The sequence below is a fragment of the Flavobacterium sp. SP2 genome (genome assembly GCF_057626655.1).
In genome coordinates, this window is record NZ_JBVHBT010000001.1 from 454,452 (window position 1) to 478,887 (window position 24,436).

Here is a 24,436-nt window from a genome sequence, read left to right on the forward strand (position 1 = left end):
GTTAGTTTTCAAATTCTTTAAGCGTTTTAATAATAATTGCTACGCAATCTAATAGTTGTTCTTCGTTCATAACCAATGGTGGAGCAAATCGAATTATATTTCCATGAGTTGGCTTTGCTAACAATCCGTTGTCGCGCAAGGCAAGGCAAATATTCCAAGCAGTATCGCTTTCTTCGGTATCGTTTATAACAATTGCATTCAACAACCCACGACCGCGAACTAACGTAGCAATTGAAGAAGTTTTGATAAAATCGCCTATTTTCTCTCTAAAAATTTTCCCCAATCGTCTTGCATTTTGAGCCAAATTTTCTTCGTTTACAACCTCCAAAGCTGCAATTGCTACCGCTGCTGCAATTGGGTTTCCTCCAAAAGTTGAACCATGCTGACCAGGTTTTATGACATTCATAATACCGTCATTAGCCAAAACTGCCGATACTGGATAAGCACCACCTGAAAGCGCTTTACCTAATATCAAAATATCTGGAGTAGCATAAGTTTCTTGTCGCTCACATGCATTTTCACAAGTACAATTTCCGCAAACTGATAATAACGAACCCGTTCTTGCAATTCCAGTTTGAATTTCGTCGGCAATAAACAATACATTGTACTTATTACACAGTTCCTTTGCCTTCATCATGTAATCCTCAGCCGGAGTGTAAACTCCTGCTTCACCTTGAATTGGTTCGACTAAAAAACCGGCAATATTAGTTGTTGATTTTAATACATCTTCAAGCGCTTCTGTGTCATCATAGGGTATTTTGATAAATCCAGCGGTGTACGGACCAAAATTTTTCCTAGCATTTTCATCATTAGAAAAAGAAATGATTGTAGTTGTTCTTCCATGAAAATTGCCATCACAAACGATTATTTGCGCTTCTTGTTCTGGAATTCCTTTTTTCTCATATGCCCATTTTCGACATATTTTAATAGCAGTTTCGACAGCTTCTGCGCCAGTATTCATAGGCAAGACTTTGTCAAAACCAAAATAATTGGTAACAAATTTTTCATAAACACCTAGCTTATCATTGTAGAACGCTCGAGATGTTAAAGTTAAAGTTTGAGCTTGTTCAACCATCGCATTCACAATTTTTGGATGACAATGCCCTTGATTTACTGCTGAATAAGCAGAAAGAAAATCATAATATTTTTTACCCTCTACATCCCAAACATATACACCTTCACCTCTATTTAAAACAACGGGCAACGGATGATAATTGTGTGCTCCATGTTTGTCTTCCAAACCAATAAGTTCTGATGCGCTAATTTTTTCTAAAACTGACATATAAATTCTTTTTTTAATCTGACCTCGTTACAGATTTTAATACACTATTATTCCTTCTTAAAGGAGAGAAATCATCCATTAGTGAAACAAAAGTAATTAAATATTATCATATTCATTAATTTCCAAATAATCTATTTGAAATATAAAATTGAAAGGTGAAAAATCTACTGGCACAAAATTTGTATTTCTGTAAAAAACCAATCCTATGAAAAATAATCTTTTCCTATTTATCTTACCAATAGTGTTAATTTCTTGTAAACAAGCAGAAGCCGTTCCATATGGTACTAATTATTATTTTGAAAATCCTCAACCCGTAAACGATTCTGAATTGAATTCCTTTCCAAATAAATTTACAGGAGTTTATATGTCCGAGGATTCACTTTTTTTGAATATCACCAATAACATGATCTTTTCGGAAAGAGCATATAAATTCAGGTTTCACAAAAATCAATTAGATTCTTTAAAGGAATATTTTGATGTAGTTGATGGTAAGTATATTTCAAAAGATCAAAAAGAGATTTTCAATTTTAAAAAAGTAGGAGATTCAGTAGATTTTGTGTCAAAAAATAGGGATACACTTTTCTTCTTTTCTGAAACTCAAAAAGCAAAAAGAATAAATGGCGATTTAATTTTAAACGAAAAAGATTCAATTTACTGGAAAGTGAAATTATTGAGTTTAAATAAAAACATACTAAATATCAAAGTATTATATTCAGACGACGATTTAAAAAAAATGGATTCCATCACTAAAATTCATTCCAAAAAGATTGATTCATTATCCTATATCATTTCGCCATCTCGCTCAGAATTTAAGAGATTTAGTAAAGTTGAAAATTTTGGTTTTGATTCTAAATTTGTAAAAGTTAAATAATGAAAACTAGTAAAAGAATCTTAAAAATTATCAAAAAACTGTTTTTGGCGGTATTTATATTTCTAATAATTTATAGTGTATCTGCTTTTTTATTTTCAAAAATCACAATCAATTCCGATGCGGATAATCAATCTAAAGACGTTTCAATTTATATAAAAACCAATGGTGTTCATACCGATATTATCGTTCCTGTAAAAAACGAAATCAAAAACTGGAGTTCGCAAATCAAGTTTGAAAATACGAAATCCAAAGATTCAACGGCAACTTATTTAGCTTTTGGTTGGGGAAATAAAGAATTTTATCTAAACACGCCCGAATGGTCTGATTTAAAAGCTTCAACCGCATTCAATGCTGCTTTCGGATTGAGTAATTCTGCTGTACATACAACATTTTATAAAGCAATTAAAGAAAATAAAGATTGTGTTAAAATCACAATTTCTGAAGAAAATTATAAAAAATTAGTTGCGAATATTGAAGAAACATTCCAATTTGATTCAAGCCAAAATCCGCTATTTATTGAAGCTACAACTTATGGAAATAACGATAGTTTCTATGAGGCAAAAGGAAACTATAGTATGTTTCACACTTGCAATTCTTGGGCAAATGAAACGCTAAAAAATGCCAATCAAAAAGCAGCTTTTTGGACCGTAACCGATTCAGGAATTTTTCATCATTATCAATAAGTTTTATTGTCTTTTTTCTATTCTCTTTGTTCTGTTTTCTTTTAAAAATTGTCAAAAACATTCTTAATAACTTTGATAAATATCATTTCAAAAATGATTCGAAATACACTATATTAGCGGAAAATCGATACATTTTAAAATGGCTCAAGAAACACAATATAACGAAGACAATATACGCTCACTCGATTGGAAAGAACACATCCGAATGCGTCCCGGAATGTACATCGGGAAACTTGGTGACGGTTCGTCTCCGGATGACGGAATTTATATTTTGCTTAAAGAAGTAATCGACAACTGCATCGACGAATTCGTTATGGGTGCAGGAAAAGTTATCGAAGTAACCATCAAAGATAAATTGGTAACCGTTCGCGATTATGGTCGTGGAATTCCATTAGGAAAAGTCGTTGACGTAGTTTCCAAAATGAATACTGGTGGAAAATATGATTCGAAAGCGTTTAAAAAATCGGTTGGTTTGAATGGAGTTGGTACCAAAGCCGTGAATGCTTTATCCAATTATTTCCGTGTAGAATCAGTTCGTGATAACCAACAAAAAGCAGCCGAATTCTCAGAAGGAAATCTTCAGTTAGAAGAAGAAATTACTGAATCGACAAAGCGAAAAGGAACAAAAGTTGCCTTCATTGCTGACGAAGCTATTTTCAAGAACTATAAATACCGAAACGAGTACATTATCAAAATGCTCAAAAATTATTGTTATCTAAATCGCGGATTAACAATATATTACAACGGAGAAAAATACCTATCTGAATTTGGATTAAAAGATTTACTAGAAGAAACAATTACTGAAGAAGACATGCAATATCCAATCATTCACTTAGAAGGTGATGATATCGAAATTGCGTTAACTCACAGTAAATCACAATATTCAGAAGAATACCATTCGTTTGTAAACGGACAAAATACTACACAAGGTGGAACGCACTTAAACGCTTTTCGTGAAGCGATAGTAAAAACCATTCGTGAATATTACAATAAAGGTTTTGAAGCTTCGGATATTCGAAAATCCATCGTTTCTGCGGTTTCTATAAAGGTTGAAGAACCGGTTTTCGAATCGCAAACTAAAACCAAATTGGGTTCTAATGATGTTGGTCCGAATGGTCCGACGGTTCGTACGTTTATTCACGATTTTATTACAACCAAATTAGATAATTTTTTACATAAAAATCCAGAAGTTGCCGATTTGCTTTTGCGTAAGATTTTACAAGCCGAACGAGAACGAAAAGAACTTTCTGGAATTAGAAAACTAGCTAAAGACAGAGCGAAAAAAGCAAGTTTACACAATAAAAAACTGCGCGATTGTCGTGTGCATTTAACCGATGCTAAAAATCCGAGAAGTTTAGAAAGCACACTTTTTATTACCGAAGGTGATTCGGCTTCGGGTTCGATTACGAAAAGCCGAGATGTGAATACACAAGCGGTTTTCAGTTTGCGTGGTAAACCTTTGAATTCTTATGGAATGTCGAAGAAAATTGTGTACGAAAACGAAGAGTTCAATTTGCTTCAAGCCGCTTTAGATATTGAAGAAAGCATCGAAGATTTGCGTTACAACAACATCGTAATTGCTACCGATGCCGATGTCGATGGAATGCACATTCGATTATTATTAATTACATTTTTCCTTCAATTTTTCCCTGAAATGATTAAGGAAGGACATTTGTATATTTTGCAAACGCCGTTATTCCGTGTTCGAAATAAAAAAGAAACCATCTATTGCTATTCAGACGAAGAACGTCGCGATGCCATAGAAAAACTAAAACCAAAACCAGAAATAACTCGATTTAAAGGATTGGGAGAAATTTCACCAGATGAGTTCAAGCATTTCATTGGTGAAAGCATTCGATTGGATCCAGTTATGTTAGATAAAGCAACTTCAATCGAAACTTTGTTAGAATTCTATATGGGTAAAAACACACCAGACCGACAGATTTTTATTATCAATAATCTGAAAGTGGAATTGGATAAAGAATTGGTGGAAAAGTAATTGATGGAGCACAAAGTTGCACAAAGTTTATCACAAAGTCACACAAAGAATTTTTGGAAAAAGTAAAAAAAAATAGATATTAAACTAAGAAACTTTTAAAAAAAAATATTGAGAAACTTGGTGATAACTTAGTGATACATTGTGATACTAAAAAATATGGTTGAAGAAAATGAAATAAGTCGAATCATTTTAGATTGTGCTTTTAAAGTTCATACCAAACTTGGTTCAGGTTTATTAGAAAAAGTTTACAGAGAATGTTTGGCTTATGAACTTGCAAATTGTGGATTGGATGTTGAGCAAGAAAAGGCATTTCCAGTAATTTATGATGACATAAAATTTGATTGCGGTTACAGAGTTGATATTATTGTAAATAAAAAAGTTATAATTGAATTAAAAGTAGTTGAAGATTTTACAATTGAACACACAGCTTAATGTTTAACTTATATGCGACTTTCAGATTGTAAATTAGGTTTTCTATTAAATTTTTATAAAAGATCATTGAAAGACGGAATTAAAAGATTGATTATATAAACATTGTGATACTTTGTGTAAAAACTTAGTGAAACTTTGTGTTACAAAAAAGGCATAAATGAAAGACGAAGAAGAAGATAACATTAACGAAGAAGAAACTAACGACGAGTTAGACTCGAGCGATAGCGAACAGGCGGAGCAATCAACCAACGACGAAATTGCTGATGAAGGCTTTGAAGACATAGTTTCAAAAGGCGGAAATCACTTTTACGAAAACGACGAAAATCCAGAAGACACCATTACCAAAGTTACAGGAATGTACAAAGATTGGTTTTTGGATTACGCTTCTTATGTAATTTTGGAGCGTGCCGTACCTGCAATTGAAGACGGATTTAAACCTGTGCAACGTCGTATTATGCATTCGCTGAAAGAGTTGGATGATGGTCGTTACAATAAAGTGGCGAATGTCGTTGGGCATACGATGCAGTATCATCCACACGGTGATGCGAGTATTGGTGATGCTATGGTGCAAATTGGTCAAAAAGAATTACTAATTGACTGTCAAGGAAACTGGGGAAATATTCTAACCGGCGATAGCGCTGCGGCTTCGAGATATATTGAGGCACGTTTGTCAAAATTCGCTTTAGAAGTATTGTATTCACCAAAAATCACCGATTGGGGTGTTTCGTATGATGGTCGTCGTGCCGAGCCGAACAATCTTCCAGTAAAATTTCCGTTGCTTTTGGCACAAGGTGCTGAAGGAATCGCCGTTGGACTTTCAACTAAAGTTTTGCCTCACAATTTCAACGAATTGATCGATGCTTCGATAAAAATTTTAAAAGGAAAACCGTTTACATTATATCCAGATTTTCAAACTGCCGGAATTGCCGATGTTTCCAATTATAATGATGGTTTGCGTGGCGGACGTGTTCGTGTTCGTGCCAAAATCTCGCAATTGGACAAGCAAACCTTGGTGATTACTCAAATTCCGTTTTCGACGAATACATCGACTTTGATTGATAGTATTTTGAAAGCCAACGAGAAAGGAAAAATCAAAATTAAGAAAATTGAAGACAATACCGCTGCCGAAGTTGAGATTCTAATTCATTTATTTCCTGGGGTTTCTCCAGATAAAACAATTGATGCTTTGTATGCTTTTACAGGTTGCGAAACCTCTGTGGCACCTTTGGGTTGTGTAATTGAAGATAACAAACCATTGTTTATTGGTGTTTCTGATATGTTGAAAATTTCGACCGAACGAACAGTTGATTTATTGAAGAAAGAACTCGAAATCCAATTAGAAGAACTTAAAAACAAATGGCATTTCTCGACTTTAGAAAAGATTTTCATTCGCGAAGAAATGTACATTGATTTCAAATTGTATTCTGATAGAGAATCGCTTTACGAATACATGTACAAACGATTTGAACCATTTGCAAAATCATTTGTACGTAAAATTGAAGATGAAGATTTGCAAAAATTAACGCAAATTCCGATGATTCGTATTACGCGTTTCGACTCGGATAAAGCGGATGATTTTATTGCCAAATTGGAAGACGAAATGAAAGAAGTGCAACATCATTTAGACAACCTAATTGATTTTGCTATTGATTATTTCGCTCGATTGAAAGAAAAATACGGAAAAGGTCGCGAACGTCAAACCGAGTTAAGAAGTTTTGAAAATATTGAAGCTACGAAAGTAGTTTTAAGAAACACAAAATTATATGTAAACAAAGAAGAAGGTTTTTTTGGAACAGGTTTGAAAAAAGACGAATACGTAGCCGATTGTTCTGATATTGATGATGTGATTGTGTTCTTACGCGATGGAAAAATGATGATTGCCAAAGTGGATGACAAGAAATTCGTTGGAAAAGATATTATTCACATTGCGGTTTTTGATAAAAATGACAAGCGAACTATTTACAACATGATTTACCGTGATGGTAAAAATGGTTCTACATTCATTAAACGATTCAATGTTTCGGGTGTTACTCGTGATAAATTTTACGATTTAACTCAAGAAAAACCAGGTTCACAAACCTTGTATTTCTCTGCCAATCCTAATGGTGAAGCTGAGGTTGTAACGATATTATTACGTCAAGTTGGAAGTGTTAAAAAGTTGAAATGGGATGTCGACTTTACCGATATTGCTATTAAAGGTCGTGCTTCTCGTGGAAATACTGTTACGAAATATCCAATCAAGAAAATCGAATTGAAGGAGAAAGGAATTTCTACTTTACGTCCGAGAAAAGTGTGGTTTGATGATACAGTTCAACGTTTAAATGTTGATGGTAGAGGCGAATTGTTGGGCGAATTCAGACCAAATGATAGACTTTTAATTATCAATCAAGCAGGAAAATTGAAGACCATAATTCCAGAATTGACTACGCATTTTGATGAAGACATGATTATTTTGGAAAAATGGCATCCTAAAAAACCAATTTCTACCATTTATTATGATGGTGAAAAAGAGCGTTATTTTGTAAAACGATTCTTAGTGGAAAACGAAAACAAAGAAGAAATTTTCATAACCGAACACGAAAAATCACAGTTAGAAATTGTTTCTACCGATTGGCGTCCGGTGGCTGAAATTGTTTTTGCAAAAGTAAAAGGCGTTCAAAAAGAAAATCAAACGATAGATTTAGAACAGTTTATTGCTATTAAAGGAATCAAAGCTTTGGGTAATCAATTAACAGCTGATAAACTGAAACAAGTCAATCTTCTAGAATCCTTACCTTACGAAGAACCTGTGGAAGTAGCTCCAGAAGAACTAGAAGTTACAGGTGAAGATACAGTTTCTGAAAATATTCAAACCGAATTGGATGATGATGGTCAGATTACGTTGAGTTTGGAGTAGTTTAAAGTAAACGTCTTACTGAATTTATTATCTATTCGATACAAAACTTATCTAACCCTGATAGCAGTGGAAATAAAAAATGCCTTGATTGTTTCAAGGCATTTTTTATTGCAACGGATAGCAGGAATAGGGATTGTTGAAAATGCCCAAGCCATTTGTTCCTAATTTTTACTGTCCGAAAGTGTTTTCATGAAAGCAATTAGTGCTTTTTGTTCTGCTTTGCTTAAATTGAGTTTGTCCGACGGTAAGGTTTGGTTTTCTATAATAATTCCGGTTCCAATGCCGCCACCTTCATTATAAAAATCTACTACTTCTTCTAAGGTTTCAAAAACTCCGTTGTGCATGTATGGCGCGGTTTGCGAAATGTTACGCAGTGTTGGCGTCTTGAACGCGTTCTTGAGTTGTACCATTTTATATTGGGTAAATCTTCCCAAATCTTGACTTATGATTTTGCCATTTTTAGTTTGTGGCGTACCAATAACTTCTTGCTCGGTTTTTTTATAAATTGGCGGAACGGTGCCGTTAAATAGCGGAATAAAATGACAAGTGGCACATTTGGCTTTTCCTGCAAAAAGGTTAAAACCTAGTTTTTCCTCGGCCGAAAAGGTGTTGGAATTGGTTTGAAAATAGCTATCGAATTTAGAATTAAACTTGTTTAATGAGCGAACGTAACTTGCCAAGGCATTTTGCAATTGCCATTCTTCGAGCGTTTTGGTATTTGGAAAAGCAGTAGCAATGAGCACTTTATAACGCGAATTGGCTTGAAGTTTTGGCAGGTTGTCTTTCAAATTTCCGTGCATTTCGTCTTTATTCTGAATTACATCTAAACTTTGCTTTTCTAAATCAGGCTGGCGCATGTCCCAAAATTGTGCATTTTGTAACGAAGCGTAAGTCAAAGTTGGTGTATTTCGTGGCAAACTTGTTCCTGTCAGCGATTGATTGGTTTTTTGACCATCAGTAAATGCTTTTTCTGGATTGTGACACGTTGCACAGTTGCGATTTCCATCTTTAGAAAGCGATTTATCATAGAATAATTGCTCGCCAAGTTTGGCTTTGGCGTCTGAAAATTCATATTCTTTCGACGGAATAAAAGCATTGACATTAAATGTGTTTTTGGCAAATAGCGATTTTGCATCTTGATTTATAGCATTGGTTTTAACCACATTTTTAATTGCGTTATCTTTTTGGAACTGAATTAATTTTTCAGATATTGGATTTAAAAATTGTTTAATAAATGTGGCTCTATCGAACGAATTAAAATTGGTATTGGACTGGCAAAATTGATTGGCTTTGTCAATTAATGTAAAAATTTGTGTTCGAGATTTTGAATTTTGGGTATCTAATTTTTCAAGTAAAATCTTAACCGAAGACAGACTAGCGGTTGTTTCTGAAATAGAATTGTTAGCAATAGGCGAATCGAAACCCGTAATTCCTAAAGTTAGAATGCGGAAAATTTCCATCTTAGTTGCATCTACAACATAATCTGGACTTATAGTAATTACTTTAAGATGTTCTTTTACTTGTGCAATTAAACCTTTTAAAACAGCAATTTCTCTTTGTAACTCGGTTGTATTTTCAGGTGCATATTTAGGATAAATGAGTTCTTCAATTACTTGAAATCCTGTAGGTGATAAAAACTTATTTTCTTCGACTTCCAACTCGTCGAGTGCTGGTCCGTTTATAAATCGCGCTGGATCTGGTGTAAAATATTCAATTGCCCATTCTATTTTTTTGTAGGCCATTCGCGATGCTTCGAAAGATTTATGCAATTTTTCTGTAGTTGGATTTTGTTTAGCAACTTTTTCAAAATTGATAATTTCTTGATTTAGTTTTTCTAGATTATATAATAATTCCTCTTGAATTGAAATCTCCGAATACTCTTTCTGACACGAATTAAATATAAATAGCAGTGGTAAAATTTTAAAAATAAATTTCATTTTAATTATTATTACATACAAAAACAACCCAAAAAAATGGGTTGTTTTTACTAGTTATTTTAGATTTACTTATTTTTCAACGTTTCTAATGATCAACGTTTGACCACCTTCTTTGTTGGTATTTAATCCGCTTCCATCAGCATTTAAAAATTCATCTTTTTGCCAAGTATGCGGATGAACATTTACAATAAATGTGTTTGGAACACCTATGATATCTGAAATATCTTCCATTGCGCCATATTCCCAGCTTCCAAAACGCATTTCTCCAGTTTGGTTATACGTTGAATTCCAAGCTGCATCGGTTCTTTTATGGTTCATTGTTAACCAAGGTTTGTTTACTTTGGTAGCAATGTTGTATTGCCATATGTATGAATCGTGTTGCGCTGCTGTGTAATAAGAATCTCCATCTTCTTGAATATAAACGAAGTTTTCTGTTACACATAAATTATCAGGGTTAATAATTCCGGTACCTGGAGTAGAATCTCCTTCAACCACTAATTCTAATTTTCCTAATAATGGATTGGTATCGTTCAAAACTAATTTATAAACCCTACCCCACATGGTATATCCTGCTACTGGTGCATTAGAACTTGCCTGACCAGTTGCTGTAAAATAAATTTCTCTATTGTTTTTAGCAGAACCTTTTCTATAATCAACATCTTCTACTCTTGAAAAACGGATTGCTCCAAGATTGTTTACTGCAGTATTTATTGCGGCACCAGTTAGATTTTTAGCATTTGGAATTTCTACAAAAGAAACATCAAAAGAAGATCCAACATTCATGGAAGTTTCCACTTGGTTTCCATCATTTCTTTTTAATGCGTACAATTTACCATTATTTAAATCACCAGTTGTGCTTACATACATAATTACTTGTCCCGCGCTTGCATGAGATGTAGCATACGATTGATCTTCGCCAATAAGAATTACGGTTTTTCCTGAATATGCAGCTTTAGGAAGTGGCACTGCATTTTCCATACTAGCTTTACCAAGAGCTGGTAATACTCTATCGGTTCTACTTTTTTCGCTTGTCAATCCAAGTGGATCAATTCCGTGAACCATACTTTCTTCACCGCTTTCTCCAGCTGTTAAAAACATTGGTCCAAAACCGTGAATTCCTGGCGTTGCTAAAGTTGCTGAACACAATCTTGTTAATCCACCAACGGCATCAACGATGTATTCACCTTTTACTGGTTTTAATGTTTTATCAAAAAATACTCGTGAAACTGATTTTAATATTTCGTGATTGGTAATCATTACATATCCATCGCTGTTAGGATCTTTCATAAATCCTGCTCCATCTGGCTGCGCACCATAACGAAACGTTGGTGATTGCGCTAAAACATCGGGACTTGAAATTAAAGAAGTAATTTCTAAATCTTCAAAACCTTCTTTAGCAATTGCCAATGGTGGAACTGATGAAGTATTTGAGAAATCGATGTTTTGATTCACACTTTTACCTTCATTATCATCTTGACAACCAATGGTTACAGCCGATAACATTGAAAATAATGCAATCTTTTTTAAATAATTCTGACTCATAATAATTCTGTTTTTTAGTTATTTTGTTTGAGTTCAAAACTACTATTTAAAGTTTATTTTGAGTTTACGTGATAATTTTGAATTTGTCAAAAAAACGTAAATTGAGTATTACCTAATCGTAAATTTGTAAAATTATGGTAAAATTAAAATGACCTTAAAAAACGGAACAGCTTTCTAAGGTCATTTTTGTACTTGTGAACTATTGACTTTTAATTATTTAAATCAAAGTCTTCTAATTTCTTATCTTCAATTGTATTGTTATGTAATTGTACTGGTTTTCTGTTTTTTCTCATCTTGATATTTAAAAATTCTACAAACAATGAGAAGAAAATAGCGAAATACAAATAACCTTTCGGAATTACTCCAATTTCGGTATCGCTTCCAAATTTGAAATGTGCCAAATGCGAACCTTCAGCAAGCAACATCACTCCTATTAATATTAGGAAAGACAATCCAAGAATTTGAATGGTTGGATGTTCGTTTACAAATTTAGAAACTGGTCCAGCAAAAATCATCATGATAACAATAGAAATTACTACGGCAAGGATCATGATTTCGATAGCGCCATCTGGGCCAAAACCACCTTCAGCTGGAGATTTCATGCTAATCATTCCGATTGCAGTCAAAATACTATCAAACGAAAAAACGATATTTAATAAGGCAATTTGAACGATTGCTTTGGTTAAGTTACCAGCAGCTTTACCCGAAGTTGCTTCTTCTTCTCCTTCCATTTTATGGTGAATTTCAGAAACTGACTTGTACAAAAGGAATAATCCACCACCAAAAATAATCAAACTTTGTCCTGTAATACTAGCTTCAAAAAATCCTAAATCAATGTGCGTTAAAACGTCTTGTAAACTTAAAACCCAAGTTATTCCAAACAACAACACAATTCTAAAAGCCATCGCCAACAACAAACCAATTCTTCTGGCTTTTGGCTGATCTTTAGCTTCTAATTTACCAGAAACTATGGAAAGAAACACAATGTTGTCTATTCCTAAAATTATTTCTAAAAAAGTTAGGGTTAATAATGCTACCCAAGCATTTGGATTGGTAATTAATTCAATCATTAGTTTGTGAAAGTTTAAAATTATAAAATGGTTTTACGTAATTAATCAATTTTTGTTACAGTTCCAAGTTGTTTATTGTCGTCGTTTACAAAAGAATATTCAAAGGTATAACTTTTATCTTTTGTTGTTAGAATTCGCATGGTAATTGCTTTTTTCTCTCGCATATTTTTAGGATGTAACTTTTCTAAGACAAATTCGCAGTCGTTTACCCAACGAACAGAAGCAGTATCGGTTTTTCCATTATAAGTTTCTATCTGAAATTTATCGGTTCTTTCGAAAGTTGTGGTTTGCTTTTTACCCTCAATTTCCTGTGTAAAAGTAAATTTTCCTGTTTTAAAATCGGTGCAGTTTTTTTCTTGTTTGTAACAAGAAACTAATGTTGATGCAGTTAAAACTAAGAATACAAAGGGTTTAAGTATTTTCATAATTATTGTAATTTTTTTATTTCGTCGTCAGTAAAATGCTTGGTTGTTTTTTCTTGAGAAAATTTGTCAGCATTATACAAATTGGATTTGTTTTTAGGAATCGAAAGACTGGTCCATTCTTCTTGTTTGAGCATTTTAGCATAAAAAACGATTTGTCCAATATGGTACGGGTAATGTGCCAATTGCCGGTTTACTGCATCAAGAACACTCTGACCTTCATTGCGAATGTAGATTATGGTAGTCAAATCTAAATCTTGCATGACGTTTAATGCATTGAAAAAGCAATTCCAACCTGCGTTCCAAAGTTCCATGATTTCTTCTTTGGAATGTAGCGCTTCATCAAATTCAGAATCTCTGTTGCGCCATTCTTTCTCTCCATCAGATGTTAAAAAATCGGTCCATCGCGAAAGCATGTTGCCCGACATATGTTTGATAATTACAGCTATAGAATTGGTGTTTTCATTGACTGAAACAAATAATTGCTCTTCCTGCAACTGATCTATTGCTTTTTCACCAACAATTTTATAATACAAAAACTGTTTTTTAATGCTTTCTAAGTAGGTGTTATTTATCATCGTTAAAAAGTCCTTTTACAACAGTGTTAATTCCTTGAAAAGTAAAATACATTCCGCTCAAGCATAATGCGCAACCAATTACCAAAACCAAATAATGCCAATTGGTATGTTTGTTACTGAACGCATTAAAAATAACCGCCGGACCAATAAACATTTGCGGTAAAGCAATAAGTAAATATTTTAATCCCTTATTTAAAAGCTTTTGATTCGTTGGCATGATATACTTATTTAAGAATTATAGCCTTCAACAGCTTTACGAACACTTCCAAATTCTAACAACAAAGCAGCTGCTTTTTCATAAGCTACTGGAATTTCGTCCATAATCATTTTTACACCGCGGTCAACCAATTTATCATTACTCAATTGCATGTCGACCATTTTATTGCCTTTTACTTTGCCAAGTTGGATCATTGTTGCAGTCGAAATCATGTTTAAAACTAATTTTTGAGCCGTTCCAGCTTTCATTCGTGAACTTCCTGTAACAAACTCTGGTCCAACAACAACCACAATTGGATAGTGCGCGGTCAATGCCAACGGACTTCCTTCATTACAAGTAATACATCCCGTTATGATATTATTTTCATGACATTTTTCTAAACCCGAAATTACATAAGGCGTAGTTCCTGAAGCAGCAATCCCAATAACCACATCGTTATCAGAAATATTTTGTTCCTGTAAATCAATCCAACCTTGTGTTGTATTGTCTTCTGCATTTTCAACAGCACGACGAATGGCTTTATCACCACCAGCAATAATTCCGTTTACCAAATCAAATGAAACTCCGAAAGTTGGCGGACATTCACTGGCATCCACAACTCCCAATCGACCAGAAGTTCCAGCGCCAATATAAAAAAGTCGTCCACCAAGTTGCATTTTTGAAACAATTTGAGTCACCAATTTTTCTATTTGCGGAAGCGCTTTTTCTACAGCAAAAGGAACAGTTTTGTCTTCGTTATTGATATTTTGAAGCAAATCAGTAACCGACATTTTTTCTAAATGCTCGTATTTCGATGCTTGCTCGGTGGTTTTTGTGAAGTTCATTTTTTTATTGAGTTGCTGAGTAGCTAAGTTTCTAAGTAGCTAAGTATCTGATTAGCTAGGCTTCTGAGTGGCTAAGTTACTCAGCTACTCAGAAACTAAGCTACTATTTTAAAACATGGTGCGCCAAAACAGTTTGCACATCATACACATTTACCGATTTATTAAATTGCTTTACAATACTCGGATTTACTTCGCTAGAAACCCAAATTTTAAGTTCGGCTTCTAAGTCAAAAGTTCCTGCAGTTTCAACACTAAATCGTGAAATACTTTTGTAAATTATCGATTTATATTCAATTTTGCTACCCGTAATACCTTGCTTTTCAATCAAGATTAATCGTTTTGTGGTGAAAATAAAAGTATCTCGTATCAATTTGAATCCCAATTCAATTGATTCACCTTCAATAAGTAATTTTCCGTAATCTTTAATTAAAGACTCTTGGCTTACAGAACCAGCATTACCCATCAAGGCAGAAAATATTCCCATACTATTTGAATTTAAATTTTAGTTTATCAAAGGTAGATAATTACTCTGAATTAAAGAAAATAAGCCAAGGCAATTCCTAAAACAATCATCGAAACTTTGGCAATATTAAATTTATGACCTTCACTACTCTCAAAAATAATTGTTGACGAGATGTGAAACAAGATCCCAATAACAACCGCCGTAATTTCAGAATAATACTGATTTAAAATTGGAAAACTGTCTGAAACAAACGTTCCAAGTGGCGTCATTACGGCAAAAATCATCATAAATAAAAACAAAGCCGTTTTATTCAATTCGGCATTCAGAAAAAAAGTTGTCAAGATTATTGCAATTGGCAAGTGGTGAATTGCAATTCCCAATGCCAAATCATGATGATGACCAACAGGAAAACCTTCTAGTAAAGCGTGCAAACACAAACTAAAAAACAACAACCAAGGTATTTGGGTAATCTTATCATGACCGTGAACATGACCATGTTCGGCACCTTTGGAGAAAAATTCCAAAATTATCTGGAACAAAATCCCAATCATTATAAAAATTCCTATGCTGTTGTTATGCGTTTCGTAAACTTCTGGAAGCAAATGCATTACGGTCAAAGAAAGTAAAAACGAGCCACTAAAAGCAAGGAGTAATTTCAATCTTTTTTTCTGTTTTGGACGTAAAAAAAGTGCAACTCCGTAGCCCAAAAGTACTGATAATAAGGGTAAAATATAATTCATTATAGTCTATTATCTTTTTGTCTATTATCTTTTTGTCTATTATCTAAAAGTCTATTTAAAAATCATAATCAATCGTTCACTGTCTTTTTTATGAAATTTCTTCAGCTTGTAATCGCCAAAAATATCCAATAAAAATATGCCAGCTTCGTCCATCATTTCCTGAAAATTTTCCAATGTTAAAGCACGAACACGCTCGGTGAAATGATATTTTTCACCATTATCTTCAAAGTCAATTTCTTTATAAATATGACCTTCCTTAAAATAACGTTTTATATGAAAATCAATCTCGTCAACAGTTTTTACTTCTTCTGGAACCAAATTTTCTAAAACCTGATGCACATTCATGAAGTCAATTACAGCAAATCCGTATTCTGTAAGGCTATTTTTTATTGCAATTAGAGTGGTCAAATTATCTTCTTCATTTTCGAAATAACCAAAGCTGGTAAACAAATTAAAAATCGCATCAAACTTACTTTCAAACGCTTCACGCATATCATGAACCTTAAAATGTAAGCTGTCATTCTCGTTTTTCTTCGCAGATGCAATGCTGTTTTCGCTTAGGTCGGCACCAATAACATCAAACCCAAGTTGGTTCAAGTAAATAGAATGGCGTCCTTTTCCGCAAGCCAAATCTAAAACTTTCGCTTTTTCTGGCAAGTTTAAATAATGGGTCAAGTTGTCCATGAAAATCTGAGCTTCACGGTAATTTCTATCTTTATATAATATGTGATAATACGGCGTATCGAACCACGAAGCAAACCAATTTTTGGATACTATTTTCGGATTTTGGGAATCGGGTTTTTGTAAATCTGACATTTAATCGTTTCAAATAAATTCTAATCCTGCAAATTTAGTGTATTTTTGCCGAAGAAAATATAAAACAATAGGTTTGACTTTGGTGACTTTGTAATTTAAACACAAAAGACACAGTAGAAAAGCATAAGAAATGAAAGACCTTTTGTGACTTTTGTGGTAAAAAAATAAGAATGGAAAATTTTAAAATGGTTGCCAAAACCTTCTTTGGTTTTGAAGAATTATTAGCGCAAGAGCTTCGTGTTCTTGGCGCACAAGATGTAGAAATAGGAACACGAATGGTAAGTTTTAAAGGCGATAAAGGTTTTATGTACAAAGCCAATTTATCGTTAAGAACCGCTTTAAAGATACTTAAACCAATCTATTATTTCAGAGCCAAAACTGATATTTTACTATATAAAGGAATTCAAGGAATTGACTGGAGCAAATACTTAAATGCCAATCAAACATTTGTAATTGACACTACGATACACTCCGATTTTTTTAAGCATTCGCAATTTGTATCCCAAAAAGCAAAAGACGCTATTGTAGATCAGTTTCGTGAAAAAACAGGACAACGACCAAGTGTAGACAAAGATTTTCCAGATTTACGAATCAACATTCATATCGATAAAGATCAATTATCCATTGCGTTAGATACTTCTGGAGCATCATTACACCAACGTGGTTACAAAACCGCAACTAATATTGCACCCATAAACGAAGTTCTTGCAGCCGGAATGTTAATGCTTGCCGGTTGGGATGGAAAATCAGATTTTCTAGATCCAATGTGCGGTTCGGGAACCATTCTTGCCGAAGCAGCGATGATAGCTTGTAATATTCCAGCCAACATCAACAGAAAAGAATTTGCTTTTGAAAAATGGAACGACTGGGACAACGACTTATTCGACAACATTATTGATGCCTTAATGAAGCGAACACGCGAATTTCATTATAAAATTACAGGCTATGACAAAGCGCCAAGCGCAGTTGAAAAAGCAAAAGCCAATATAAAAAATGCCAACCTTGACGATTATGTAACTGTAAGTCAGCAGAATTTTTTTGATACTAAAAAAGAAAGTTCTGGACCTTTGCAAATGGTTTTCAATCCACCATATGGCGAACGATTGGATATTGAAATGGAACGTTTTTACCGAGAAATGGGCGATACTTTAAAAATAAATTATCCCAATACCAACGCTTGGTTCATTACCGCAAATTTGGAAGCATTAAAGTTTGTTGGACTAAAACCATCGCGAAAAATTAAACTTTTCAACGGAAGTTTGGAAGCGCGTTTAGTAAAATACGAAATGTACGAAGGAAGCAAACGCACGAAATTTCAACCGAAGGAAGAAGAATAATTTTAATTGCAACTAAAAATCGTATAAATAGTCAACCACTATGAGTAAGAAAACAAAAGCATTTCTATTTCAATTAGCAAGTTTTGCCGTATTATTCTTTACAGCAAGATATTTAGTAGCAACCTTTACACCGTTAAAAGAAATTTGGATACCTCTTTCAGCATTTGTCGTTGGAACAATTTTATCTCCAAAATTTCAAGCAGTTCAAACTAGAGATGGTGAAAAATTATTTATGAAATGGATTTTCCTTAAAGGAATTCGAGAAATAAAATAATTTCATTAAAATAATAAATCCACCAATTTTAAAAATATAATTATTATTAAAATTGGTGGATTTTTCGTTAGGTAACGTTACTTATTTTTTCTTTTTTACCTCTTTTGCTTTAGCCTTTACAGTCGATTTGTACAAAGGTAAAAAGTACGAAACTGTGTAATTAAATCCTACACCAAAATCACCATTGTACGTTCGGTTAAATCCTGGAATGTAAAGATTTTCAAAATTATCAGGCTGTTTGTTGGATACCATTCGATTCATTCGAAGACTAAAACCTACATAAATGTTATTAAAAACCTCCGCTTTTACACCGGCAACAACTTCAATCCATTGCGCTGATAATCCATCAAATTGTACTGCATCAACAATAACGGGTTGGTCGCCAAAAATAGAGTTGGGATCATAAATTTTATAACTGTTGCGCTGCTGACTAAAGGAACTTACACCATAGCGCAAACCAACGTAAATTAAGTTTTCCATTCCGAGCCAATTTTCATAGGCGTTGTAATCAAAACCCGCTTTTAAATAAGTACCTTGAGTAGTAAAATTTATTCTGTCGTCGTCAACAGTTTTATCTTCATTACCCAATTCTACCGCAATGTAATGTTTTCGCGTGAGTCGATAATCGCCAACCAATTCCAATCCGCGATAGTCCTTTTCATAAAAAGAACGTGTTAACTTGAATAAATCTACACCAAATCGTATTCCATACCGCTCCGTTTTGGGAACAATGGTATCTTTTTTTGCCGCAACAGTATCTGTTTCTGCTTTAGTTGTAGTAACCTGTGCTTGTCCGATGTAAGAACCCAACACAAGTAAAACACTAAAAGTAAATTTTAACATGTGTTGTTTTTTCATCGTCAATGTTTGTTGTAATTATATCAAGATCTTTTATCCATTTTCCATCCAATGAAGCTGCATCACTATCAACTGCTGGAGCATTTTCATCTAAATCATACGTTATTTTAAATCCACAGGCTCGTGAAACGTATAAGGTATTTTTGCTGTATTTAAATTCTAATAAATCTTCATTAGCACTTGCTGGTAACGAACTATTAAGTATCAATCTGTAATTGGTAATTGTATCTGCAACGTTTAACGGTAATTCTATTTTACTTACAGCATTAAAAACAGCTAAAGAATCGACTTGACCAACTCCTACAACCTTCAAACTACTTACATTTTTCACCAATGATTGTTGCGCAAAATCATAAAACTCAATTATAACTCTAGGAGTTGTAGAAGTATTTTCATCGCAAATATCGTCTTTCTCACAACTTGAAATCGAAAATCCCAACACGATTAGTAACAGGAAATATATTTTTTTCATAATTATCATCAATTATTTCAGTTCCAAAAGTACAACATTTTCAACATGATGCGTTTGCGGAAACATATCTACAGGTCGCACTCTAGTAACTTTATACAATTCGTCCATCAATGCCAAATCTCTTGCTTGTGTAGCCGAGTTGCAACTTACATATACAATTTTTGGAGCGCCAGTTTTTAATAACATGGCAACCACATCCTTATGCATTCCATCTCTTGGTGGATCGGTGATGATAACATCTGGTTTGCCGTGTTGCGCGATGAAATCGTCATTGAAAACATTTTTCATATCACCAACATAAAACTCACAATTGGTGATTGCATTGCGTTTGGCATTTTCTTTAGCATCAGCAATCGCTTCTGGAACGGCTTCCACACCAATTACTTTCTTAGCTTTTTTAGAAACAAATTGCGCAATAGTTCCAGTACCAGTATACAAATCATAAACTACTTCATTTCCGGTTAGTCCGGCAAAATCTCTTGTAATTTTGTACAATTCATAGGCTTGGTCTGAATTGGTTTGGTAAAAAGATTTTGCATTGATACTAAAATGCAAACCTTCCATTTCCTCCAAAATGTAATCTCTTCCTTTATATAATTTAATATCTTGATCGTACAAAGTATCATTAGCTTTACTGTTGATAACGTATTGCAATGAAGTAATTTGCGGGAATTTCTCGTGAATAAAATTCATCAATAATTCTCTATTTTCCTTATCGTTTTCAAAAAACTGAATCAACACCATGATCTCGCCAGTCGAAGCCGTTCTAATCATCAACGTTCGCAACAAACCTTCATGATTTCGTGCATTGAAGAACGTCATGTTATGAGCTACAGCAAATTCTTTAATCGAATTACGAATAGCGTTGGATGGATCTTCTTGCAAATGACATTTCTCAATATCCAGAATCTTGTCCCACATTCTAGGAATATGAAAACCAAGCGCGGGTTTTTTACTTAATGTTTGATCATCCGATTGTATTTCGGTTTCGTTCAACCAACGTGTGTCGGAAAACCCGAACTCCATTTTGTTTCTATAAAAAAACTGTTTTTCTGAACCTAAAATTGGTTCAAAAGCAGGCAATTCAATTTTACCAATGCGTTTAAGGTTATTATAAACTTCCTGATTTTTATAAAACAACTGTTGCTCGTACTTCATATTCTGCCATTTGCAACCGCCACAGGCACCAAAATGTTGGCAAACAGGTTCAATTCTATTCTCAGAAAACGAGTGAAATTTAATGGCTCTTCCTTCAAAATACGACTTGCGTTTCTTTAAAGTTTGCACATCCACCACATCGCCAGGCACAACGTTTGGTATAAAAATTACTTGTCCTTCTGGCGCTTTCGCAACCGAAACACCTTTCGCACCAGCATCAAGCACGGTAACATTTTCAAAAATCACTTTGTCTGTCTTCTTTTTTCCCATGAGGCAAAAATAATGTATTGGTTTGTTTTATTAGAATGTTTAAGAAAAAAATATAATTTACACGACAATTCTTGTTAATTGAAGCAATGTTGGCTTTTGGAAATTTGTATATTTGGGATTAAAAAAAACTAATTAAAAGTGAAATCAAAATTTCCAAATACAAGCATTTTAAATATTATTACTCAATCAAAAAAAGAAGAAGAAATCATTGTGTTTTTTCATATTAAAAATGTTCCTGATTATTCTGAAAAAGAAATTTTTTGGTTTGAAAATAAGGGAAAAAATGGCAAAGCAGTATTGATTTGGGAGGAATTATTATTGAAACAATGGTTAGTTGTTGGAAAAGATGATGAAATATCAAATCTTCTTGATGAAATTTTAAAGAATTCAAACACTACAATAGATTCTAAAGTAATTAATTTCAACATTCCTAAGCATACAAAAATATCAAGTCAAGAAAAATCTTCAAAAAGAAGCAATGATATAGTATCTGATAGCTATTTATTAAAAGATTTTTCTATAGTTCCAAGACAACTTCTTAATAGAGATAATTTAGATGTCTTAAGCGGATTGAAGATTAGAGATACTATTAAAGCATTACTTCCAATAGGTTTATACGAACAAGATTTTATTTATAATTATTTAAATGAAAAAACATTCGGAATAAAGGAATACAGACAACCTTTTGTGACATTTAGAGGAGTTAGAAAGACTTCTGTAAAAGGAAAAGGAAGTAAAGAAATTATTGGATTTTATCAATCTAATTACTTAGATGAACAAGAATATTATGTCTCTATAAATAATGAATCAAGTTTAGAAATTGGCAAAAGTAAAATAAACAAAAAAGACGGTGTATTTAAAATAGCTTTAAAAGAAGCGTCTTCAAAAGGACAAGTTATTATCACAAATAATGAAGAAGAAATAAACAAAATAGATTTTGTATTGCTTCAAGAGATTCAGTTTAATATGGATGTCATTAATAAAACATTTAAAGATGCCTATGGTAGGGAATTTGGCATAACCCCAAAAAAAAATAACTCAACTAAAAAATTGAATCCCATTTATTGGGAAAAAGATTTATTTAGTGATGACATAGAAGCTTATAAAAAATTATCTGATATTTTCAGAACTGTTTTTGAATATTTAGGAGATAACATTTTAATTGCTGACCCTTATTTTATTGGATTAATTAAACTAACTGAAACCACAAATGAATATAAATTAAGTAGATGTCAATTATCTCTTATTAATGCCATTACTCACTTTTCTCTTGAATCTAAAACAAATAGTTTTACAATTCTAGGTTGTAATTCAAGAGCAAACAGTATATCTGACAGTATTGAGGATGAGAACACTTCAAAATCAGAACGTAGATTTGAAAACTACAATAAGTTTTTTAATAATTATATTTCACAAAACGAATTAAAAGATTATTTCCCGACAATTACTTTTAAAAACTCAAAAAAATCATTTCATAATCGTTATATATTTTCAGTCAAGAATGTTGGTGGTATTAAAAAATTAGATAAGTGTATTATATTCACTAACAGTTTTGGAAACATTGAAGAACTTGATATAGTTCCTTGCACGGATGAAGAACAAATAAACCTTATTACAACAAGGTTTTTATTATTAAATAACCACTCAACAACAGAAATAGAACTTTAATGAAAGATACATTCCTTAAAATATTAAAGACATCATCTGATATTGATTGGTTTATTACTCATAAACTTTCAAAAGAAGAATTTAATGATATTTCATTTTCTTTTGTTGATGGTAAAGAACGGTATGACAATCCTTTTAAAACTAATTTAGGATATATTTCCTTTAATAAAAAACCATTTTTAAAAGAATACAAAAAAACTATTATAGACCTAATCAATGAATTAAGAGGAAATGATTTTGCATTAGCAAATATTTATATATTTATAACTCGAACTTCATTTAAAAAGGAGAATGATAATATTCTTGAAAAAATATTTAAAAAAGAACTTGGTGCAAAACACACTAAAAGTATTTATGAATTACTAGCTAAATCATTAAATGAAAATTATTATTATCAATTACCAAAAAAATCAAATAATTACGAATCATTAAATGAATGGCTAGATATTCTAAATAAGACAGGATATTTGCACGATACTTCAGACACTATTTTTTCTATTTTATATTTAGCAGATGTTGATAACTTTCAAAAAATAGAATATGAAAAAATCAAAATATTGAATCCCTTAATAAGAAGTCGTCTTATTTCTTGGTATGGAACGAGTATTGAAATTGACAAAGATGAATTATTAGAATTAATAAATGTCAATATAAAAGAAGCAAGTTTCTTTGCTGCATTATTGATTGAGAATGATTGTATGCCTATTTGGGCAAATGAAAAATCTTTAAATGTATTTATCTTAAAATATTGGACTGATATTGGTAAAGATTTGTTTTTAAACATATTCGGTATCAGTTATAGAAATAAGAATAAGGACTTTTCAGAATTAAAGATAATAATACATTCAATACTTTTTGAAAAGATAAAAATTAATGACGATTTTAATAAAGAATGGCTTAAGTCACTTGATTTTCCAAATGACTTTATTGCATTTTTTAATTGGATACATGAAAATGAATTAACACTTGCTGATATAGATAGTAATAATAAAAAAATCATATCAAATTCTTTAATCAATTCTCTGAATACTATTGCTGACAATTTTCCCAAATATATTGCATCAAAAAATGATTATTTTCCATTTAATTCACATCAACTAAATGAAAAAAAATATCAAACTTCATTATCATATATTTTATTATTCATCACAACTTTAGATGAAGTTGATTTTAAATTAATAAAAAAGGAATTAAATAATTTGGCATTCAAAATAAGACCTCAATATTATGGAAGTTACAGAAGTCAATATTTAGCAAGAAATTTTACCGAAATTCTCTTATTAGTTCTTTTATCAGCAATTAATATTAGTAATATATCGGTGCAGATGATTGTAAATATACAGGGCTTTTTAAAGATTCTAAATAGTACAATTCTAACACCATACATTCATTTAAGTGAAAGAGAAGAAGAAATATGGAATAAAGATATAGAAGAAAATAATTTTCAATATAAAATAGGTGAATCAGTAATAAACAATTATTTAAAAAAAGTAAATAATAATGAAAATAATATAAAAGAGTGTTTTAAAGATTTATTCGAATTGTTTGACAATGTAAAGGTTGCTAAATGGATTTATGAACGATAAAACACTATATATTAAATATGATAAAGAGTAAACAATTTACC

General features: G+C 32.5%; 22 protein-coding genes and 1 pseudogene. 9 read left to right on the top strand and 14 right to left on the bottom strand.

Features of this window, described 5'->3' with window-relative positions; genetic code table 11:
• Position 1: 1 nt before the first annotated feature.
• A complete protein-coding gene (gene rocD, locus ACZ098_RS02335; RefSeq protein WP_487310121.1) occupies positions 2-1,282 on the bottom strand; it encodes an ornithine--oxo-acid transaminase in 1,281 nt (426 codons plus the stop codon).
• Between the two features lie 205 nt (positions 1,283-1,487).
• Between rocD and ACZ098_RS02340 the strand changes: the two genes are divergently transcribed.
• From ACZ098_RS02340 to ACZ098_RS02360, 5 genes and pseudogenes are all read left to right on the top strand, one after another.
• The gene (locus tag ACZ098_RS02340; RefSeq protein WP_487310122.1) at positions 1,488-2,153 is read left to right on the top strand and encodes a hypothetical protein; all 666 of its coding nucleotides are present in this window, start codon (positions 1,488-1,490) and stop codon (positions 2,151-2,153) included.
• Complete coding sequence (locus ACZ098_RS02345; RefSeq protein WP_487310123.1) at positions 2,153-2,836, top strand: TIGR02117 family protein; 684 nt, start codon at positions 2,153-2,155, stop codon at positions 2,834-2,836. The genes ACZ098_RS02340 and ACZ098_RS02345 overlap by 1 nt, the downstream gene beginning before the upstream one ends.
• Before the next feature lie 139 nt (positions 2,837-2,975).
• Positions 2,976-4,835 (top strand): DNA topoisomerase IV subunit B, encoded by a 1,860-nt coding sequence (locus tag ACZ098_RS02350; RefSeq protein ID WP_487310124.1) that lies wholly within the window; start codon positions 2,976-2,978, stop codon positions 4,833-4,835.
• Positions 4,836-4,991: 156 nt separating this feature from the next.
• Positions 4,992-5,366: pseudogene (locus tag ACZ098_RS02355) on the top strand (GxxExxY protein).
• A gap of 58 nt (positions 5,367-5,424) precedes the next feature.
• Positions 5,425-8,163, top strand: a complete 2,739-nt coding sequence (locus ACZ098_RS02360; protein ID WP_487310125.1) for a DNA gyrase/topoisomerase IV subunit A — start codon at positions 5,425-5,427, stop codon at positions 8,161-8,163.
• 161 nt (positions 8,164-8,324) lie between these two features.
• On the opposite strand, the gene ACZ098_RS02365 is transcribed toward ACZ098_RS02360, so the two are convergent.
• The 10 genes from ACZ098_RS02365 to ACZ098_RS02410 all read right to left on the bottom strand — a co-directional run bounded on the left by ACZ098_RS02365 (position 8,325) and on the right by ACZ098_RS02410 (position 16,772).
• The gene (locus ACZ098_RS02365; RefSeq protein ID WP_487310126.1) at positions 8,325-10,100 is read right to left on the bottom strand and encodes a cytochrome-c peroxidase; all 1,776 of its coding nucleotides are present in this window, start codon (positions 10,098-10,100) and stop codon (positions 8,325-8,327) included.
• Between the two features lie 69 nt (positions 10,101-10,169).
• The gene (locus ACZ098_RS02370) at positions 10,170-11,642 is read right to left on the bottom strand and encodes a PhoX family protein (RefSeq protein WP_487310127.1); all 1,473 of its coding nucleotides are present in this window, start codon (positions 11,640-11,642) and stop codon (positions 10,170-10,172) included.
• Between the two features lie 209 nt (positions 11,643-11,851).
• On the bottom strand, positions 11,852-12,712 hold the full coding sequence (locus tag ACZ098_RS02375) for a TerC family protein (protein ID WP_487310128.1): 861 nt from the start codon (positions 12,710-12,712) through the stop codon (positions 11,852-11,854).
• A gap of 41 nt (positions 12,713-12,753) precedes the next feature.
• Positions 12,754-13,137, bottom strand: coding sequence for a DNA topoisomerase IV (locus ACZ098_RS02380; protein ID WP_487310129.1), 384 nt, complete (start codon positions 13,135-13,137; stop codon positions 12,754-12,756).
• Between the two features lie 2 nt (positions 13,138-13,139).
• Positions 13,140-13,712: a DUF1572 family protein gene (locus ACZ098_RS02385; protein ID WP_487310130.1), complete on the bottom strand. Its 573-nt coding sequence runs from the start codon at positions 13,710-13,712 to the stop codon at positions 13,140-13,142.
• Positions 13,702-13,929: a DUF6095 family protein gene (locus ACZ098_RS02390; RefSeq protein WP_487310131.1), complete on the bottom strand. Its 228-nt coding sequence runs from the start codon at positions 13,927-13,929 to the stop codon at positions 13,702-13,704. The genes ACZ098_RS02385 and ACZ098_RS02390 overlap by 11 nt, the downstream gene beginning before the upstream one ends.
• An 11-nt stretch (positions 13,930-13,940) precedes the next feature.
• A complete protein-coding gene (gene murQ / locus ACZ098_RS02395) occupies positions 13,941-14,753 on the bottom strand; it encodes an N-acetylmuramic acid 6-phosphate etherase (protein ID WP_487310132.1) in 813 nt (270 codons plus the stop codon).
• 103 nt (positions 14,754-14,856) lie between these two features.
• Positions 14,857-15,237, bottom strand: a complete 381-nt coding sequence (locus ACZ098_RS02400) for a PH domain-containing protein (protein ID WP_487310133.1) — start codon at positions 15,235-15,237, stop codon at positions 14,857-14,859.
• Positions 15,238-15,287: 50 nt separating this feature from the next.
• Positions 15,288-15,956, bottom strand: a complete 669-nt coding sequence (locus ACZ098_RS02405) for a ZIP family metal transporter (RefSeq protein ID WP_487310134.1) — start codon at positions 15,954-15,956, stop codon at positions 15,288-15,290.
• 51 nt (positions 15,957-16,007) lie between these two features.
• Positions 16,008-16,772, bottom strand: a complete 765-nt coding sequence (locus tag ACZ098_RS02410) for a class I SAM-dependent methyltransferase (protein WP_487310135.1) — start codon at positions 16,770-16,772, stop codon at positions 16,008-16,010.
• A 170-nt stretch (positions 16,773-16,942) separates the two neighbouring features.
• Here ACZ098_RS02410 and ACZ098_RS02415 point away from each other — a divergent pair, with 170 nt between their 5' ends.
• Together ACZ098_RS02415 and ACZ098_RS02420 are read left to right on the top strand one after the other, a co-directional pair.
• Entirely contained in the window at positions 16,943-18,109 is a 1,167-nt protein-coding gene (locus ACZ098_RS02415; protein ID WP_487310136.1) for a THUMP domain-containing class I SAM-dependent RNA methyltransferase, read from the top strand.
• 40 nt (positions 18,110-18,149) lie between these two features.
• Entirely contained in the window at positions 18,150-18,383 is a 234-nt protein-coding gene (locus ACZ098_RS02420; protein WP_487310137.1) for a hypothetical protein, read from the top strand.
• 81 nt (positions 18,384-18,464) lie between these two features.
• On the opposite strand, the gene ACZ098_RS02425 is transcribed toward ACZ098_RS02420, so the two are convergent.
• The 3 genes from ACZ098_RS02425 to rlmD are packed head-to-tail and all read right to left on the bottom strand — an operon-like array spanning position 18,465 to position 21,141.
• Complete coding sequence (locus tag ACZ098_RS02425; protein ID WP_487310138.1) at positions 18,465-19,241, bottom strand: DUF6048 family protein; 777 nt, start codon at positions 19,239-19,241, stop codon at positions 18,465-18,467.
• Positions 19,207-19,713: a DUF6452 family protein gene (locus ACZ098_RS02430; protein WP_487310139.1), complete on the bottom strand. Its 507-nt coding sequence runs from the start codon at positions 19,711-19,713 to the stop codon at positions 19,207-19,209. The genes ACZ098_RS02425 and ACZ098_RS02430 overlap by 35 nt, the downstream gene beginning before the upstream one ends.
• A gap of 12 nt (positions 19,714-19,725) precedes the next feature.
• Complete coding sequence (rlmD, locus tag ACZ098_RS02435; protein ID WP_487310140.1) at positions 19,726-21,141, bottom strand: 23S rRNA (uracil(1939)-C(5))-methyltransferase RlmD; 1,416 nt, start codon at positions 21,139-21,141, stop codon at positions 19,726-19,728.
• A 138-nt stretch (positions 21,142-21,279) separates the two neighbouring features.
• Here rlmD and ACZ098_RS02440 point away from each other — a divergent pair, with 138 nt between their 5' ends.
• Positions 21,280-22,809, top strand: coding sequence for a hypothetical protein (locus ACZ098_RS02440; RefSeq protein ID WP_487310141.1), 1,530 nt, complete (start codon positions 21,280-21,282; stop codon positions 22,807-22,809).
• The gene (locus ACZ098_RS02445; RefSeq protein WP_487310142.1) at positions 22,809-24,395 is read left to right on the top strand and encodes a hypothetical protein; all 1,587 of its coding nucleotides are present in this window, start codon (positions 22,809-22,811) and stop codon (positions 24,393-24,395) included. The genes ACZ098_RS02440 and ACZ098_RS02445 overlap by 1 nt, the downstream gene beginning before the upstream one ends.
• Positions 24,396-24,436 lie beyond the last annotated feature (41 nt).

What these genes read in the sequence shown, in the direction of transcription:
- rocD (WP_487310121.1), bottom strand. Translation starts at nt 1,282, where the DNA reads ATGTCAGTTTTAGAAAAAATTAGCGCATCAGAACTTATTGGTTTGGAA.
- ACZ098_RS02340 (WP_487310122.1), top strand. Translation starts at nt 1,488, where the DNA reads ATGAAAAATAATCTTTTCCTATTTATCTTACCAATAGTGTTAATTTCT.
- ACZ098_RS02345 (WP_487310123.1), top strand. Translation starts at nt 2,153, where the DNA reads ATGAAAACTAGTAAAAGAATCTTAAAAATTATCAAAAAACTGTTTTTG.
- ACZ098_RS02350 (WP_487310124.1), top strand. Translation starts at nt 2,976, where the DNA reads ATGGCTCAAGAAACACAATATAACGAAGACAATATACGCTCACTCGAT.
- ACZ098_RS02360 (WP_487310125.1), top strand. Translation starts at nt 5,425, where the DNA reads ATGAAAGACGAAGAAGAAGATAACATTAACGAAGAAGAAACTAACGAC.
- ACZ098_RS02365 (WP_487310126.1), bottom strand. Translation starts at nt 10,100, where the DNA reads ATGAAATTTATTTTTAAAATTTTACCACTGCTATTTATATTTAATTCG.
- ACZ098_RS02370 (WP_487310127.1), bottom strand. Translation starts at nt 11,642, where the DNA reads ATGAGTCAGAATTATTTAAAAAAGATTGCATTATTTTCAATGTTATCG.
- ACZ098_RS02375 (WP_487310128.1), bottom strand. Translation starts at nt 12,712, where the DNA reads ATGATTGAATTAATTACCAATCCAAATGCTTGGGTAGCATTATTAACC.
- ACZ098_RS02380 (WP_487310129.1), bottom strand. Translation starts at nt 13,137, where the DNA reads ATGAAAATACTTAAACCCTTTGTATTCTTAGTTTTAACTGCATCAACA.
- ACZ098_RS02385 (WP_487310130.1), bottom strand. Translation starts at nt 13,712, where the DNA reads ATGATAAATAACACCTACTTAGAAAGCATTAAAAAACAGTTTTTGTAT.
- ACZ098_RS02390 (WP_487310131.1), bottom strand. Translation starts at nt 13,929, where the DNA reads ATGCCAACGAATCAAAAGCTTTTAAATAAGGGATTAAAATATTTACTT.
- murQ (WP_487310132.1), bottom strand. Translation starts at nt 14,753, where the DNA reads ATGAACTTCACAAAAACCACCGAGCAAGCATCGAAATACGAGCATTTA.
- ACZ098_RS02400 (WP_487310133.1), bottom strand. Translation starts at nt 15,237, where the DNA reads ATGGGAATATTTTCTGCCTTGATGGGTAATGCTGGTTCTGTAAGCCAA.
- ACZ098_RS02405 (WP_487310134.1), bottom strand. Translation starts at nt 15,956, where the DNA reads ATGAATTATATTTTACCCTTATTATCAGTACTTTTGGGCTACGGAGTT.
- ACZ098_RS02410 (WP_487310135.1), bottom strand. Translation starts at nt 16,772, where the DNA reads ATGTCAGATTTACAAAAACCCGATTCCCAAAATCCGAAAATAGTATCC.
- ACZ098_RS02415 (WP_487310136.1), top strand. Translation starts at nt 16,943, where the DNA reads ATGGAAAATTTTAAAATGGTTGCCAAAACCTTCTTTGGTTTTGAAGAA.
- ACZ098_RS02420 (WP_487310137.1), top strand. Translation starts at nt 18,150, where the DNA reads ATGAGTAAGAAAACAAAAGCATTTCTATTTCAATTAGCAAGTTTTGCC.
- ACZ098_RS02425 (WP_487310138.1), bottom strand. Translation starts at nt 19,241, where the DNA reads ATGAAAAAACAACACATGTTAAAATTTACTTTTAGTGTTTTACTTGTG.
- ACZ098_RS02430 (WP_487310139.1), bottom strand. Translation starts at nt 19,713, where the DNA reads ATGAAAAAAATATATTTCCTGTTACTAATCGTGTTGGGATTTTCGATT.
- rlmD (WP_487310140.1), bottom strand. Translation starts at nt 21,141, where the DNA reads ATGGGAAAAAAGAAGACAGACAAAGTGATTTTTGAAAATGTTACCGTG.
- ACZ098_RS02445 (WP_487310142.1), top strand. Translation starts at nt 22,809, where the DNA reads ATGAAAGATACATTCCTTAAAATATTAAAGACATCATCTGATATTGAT.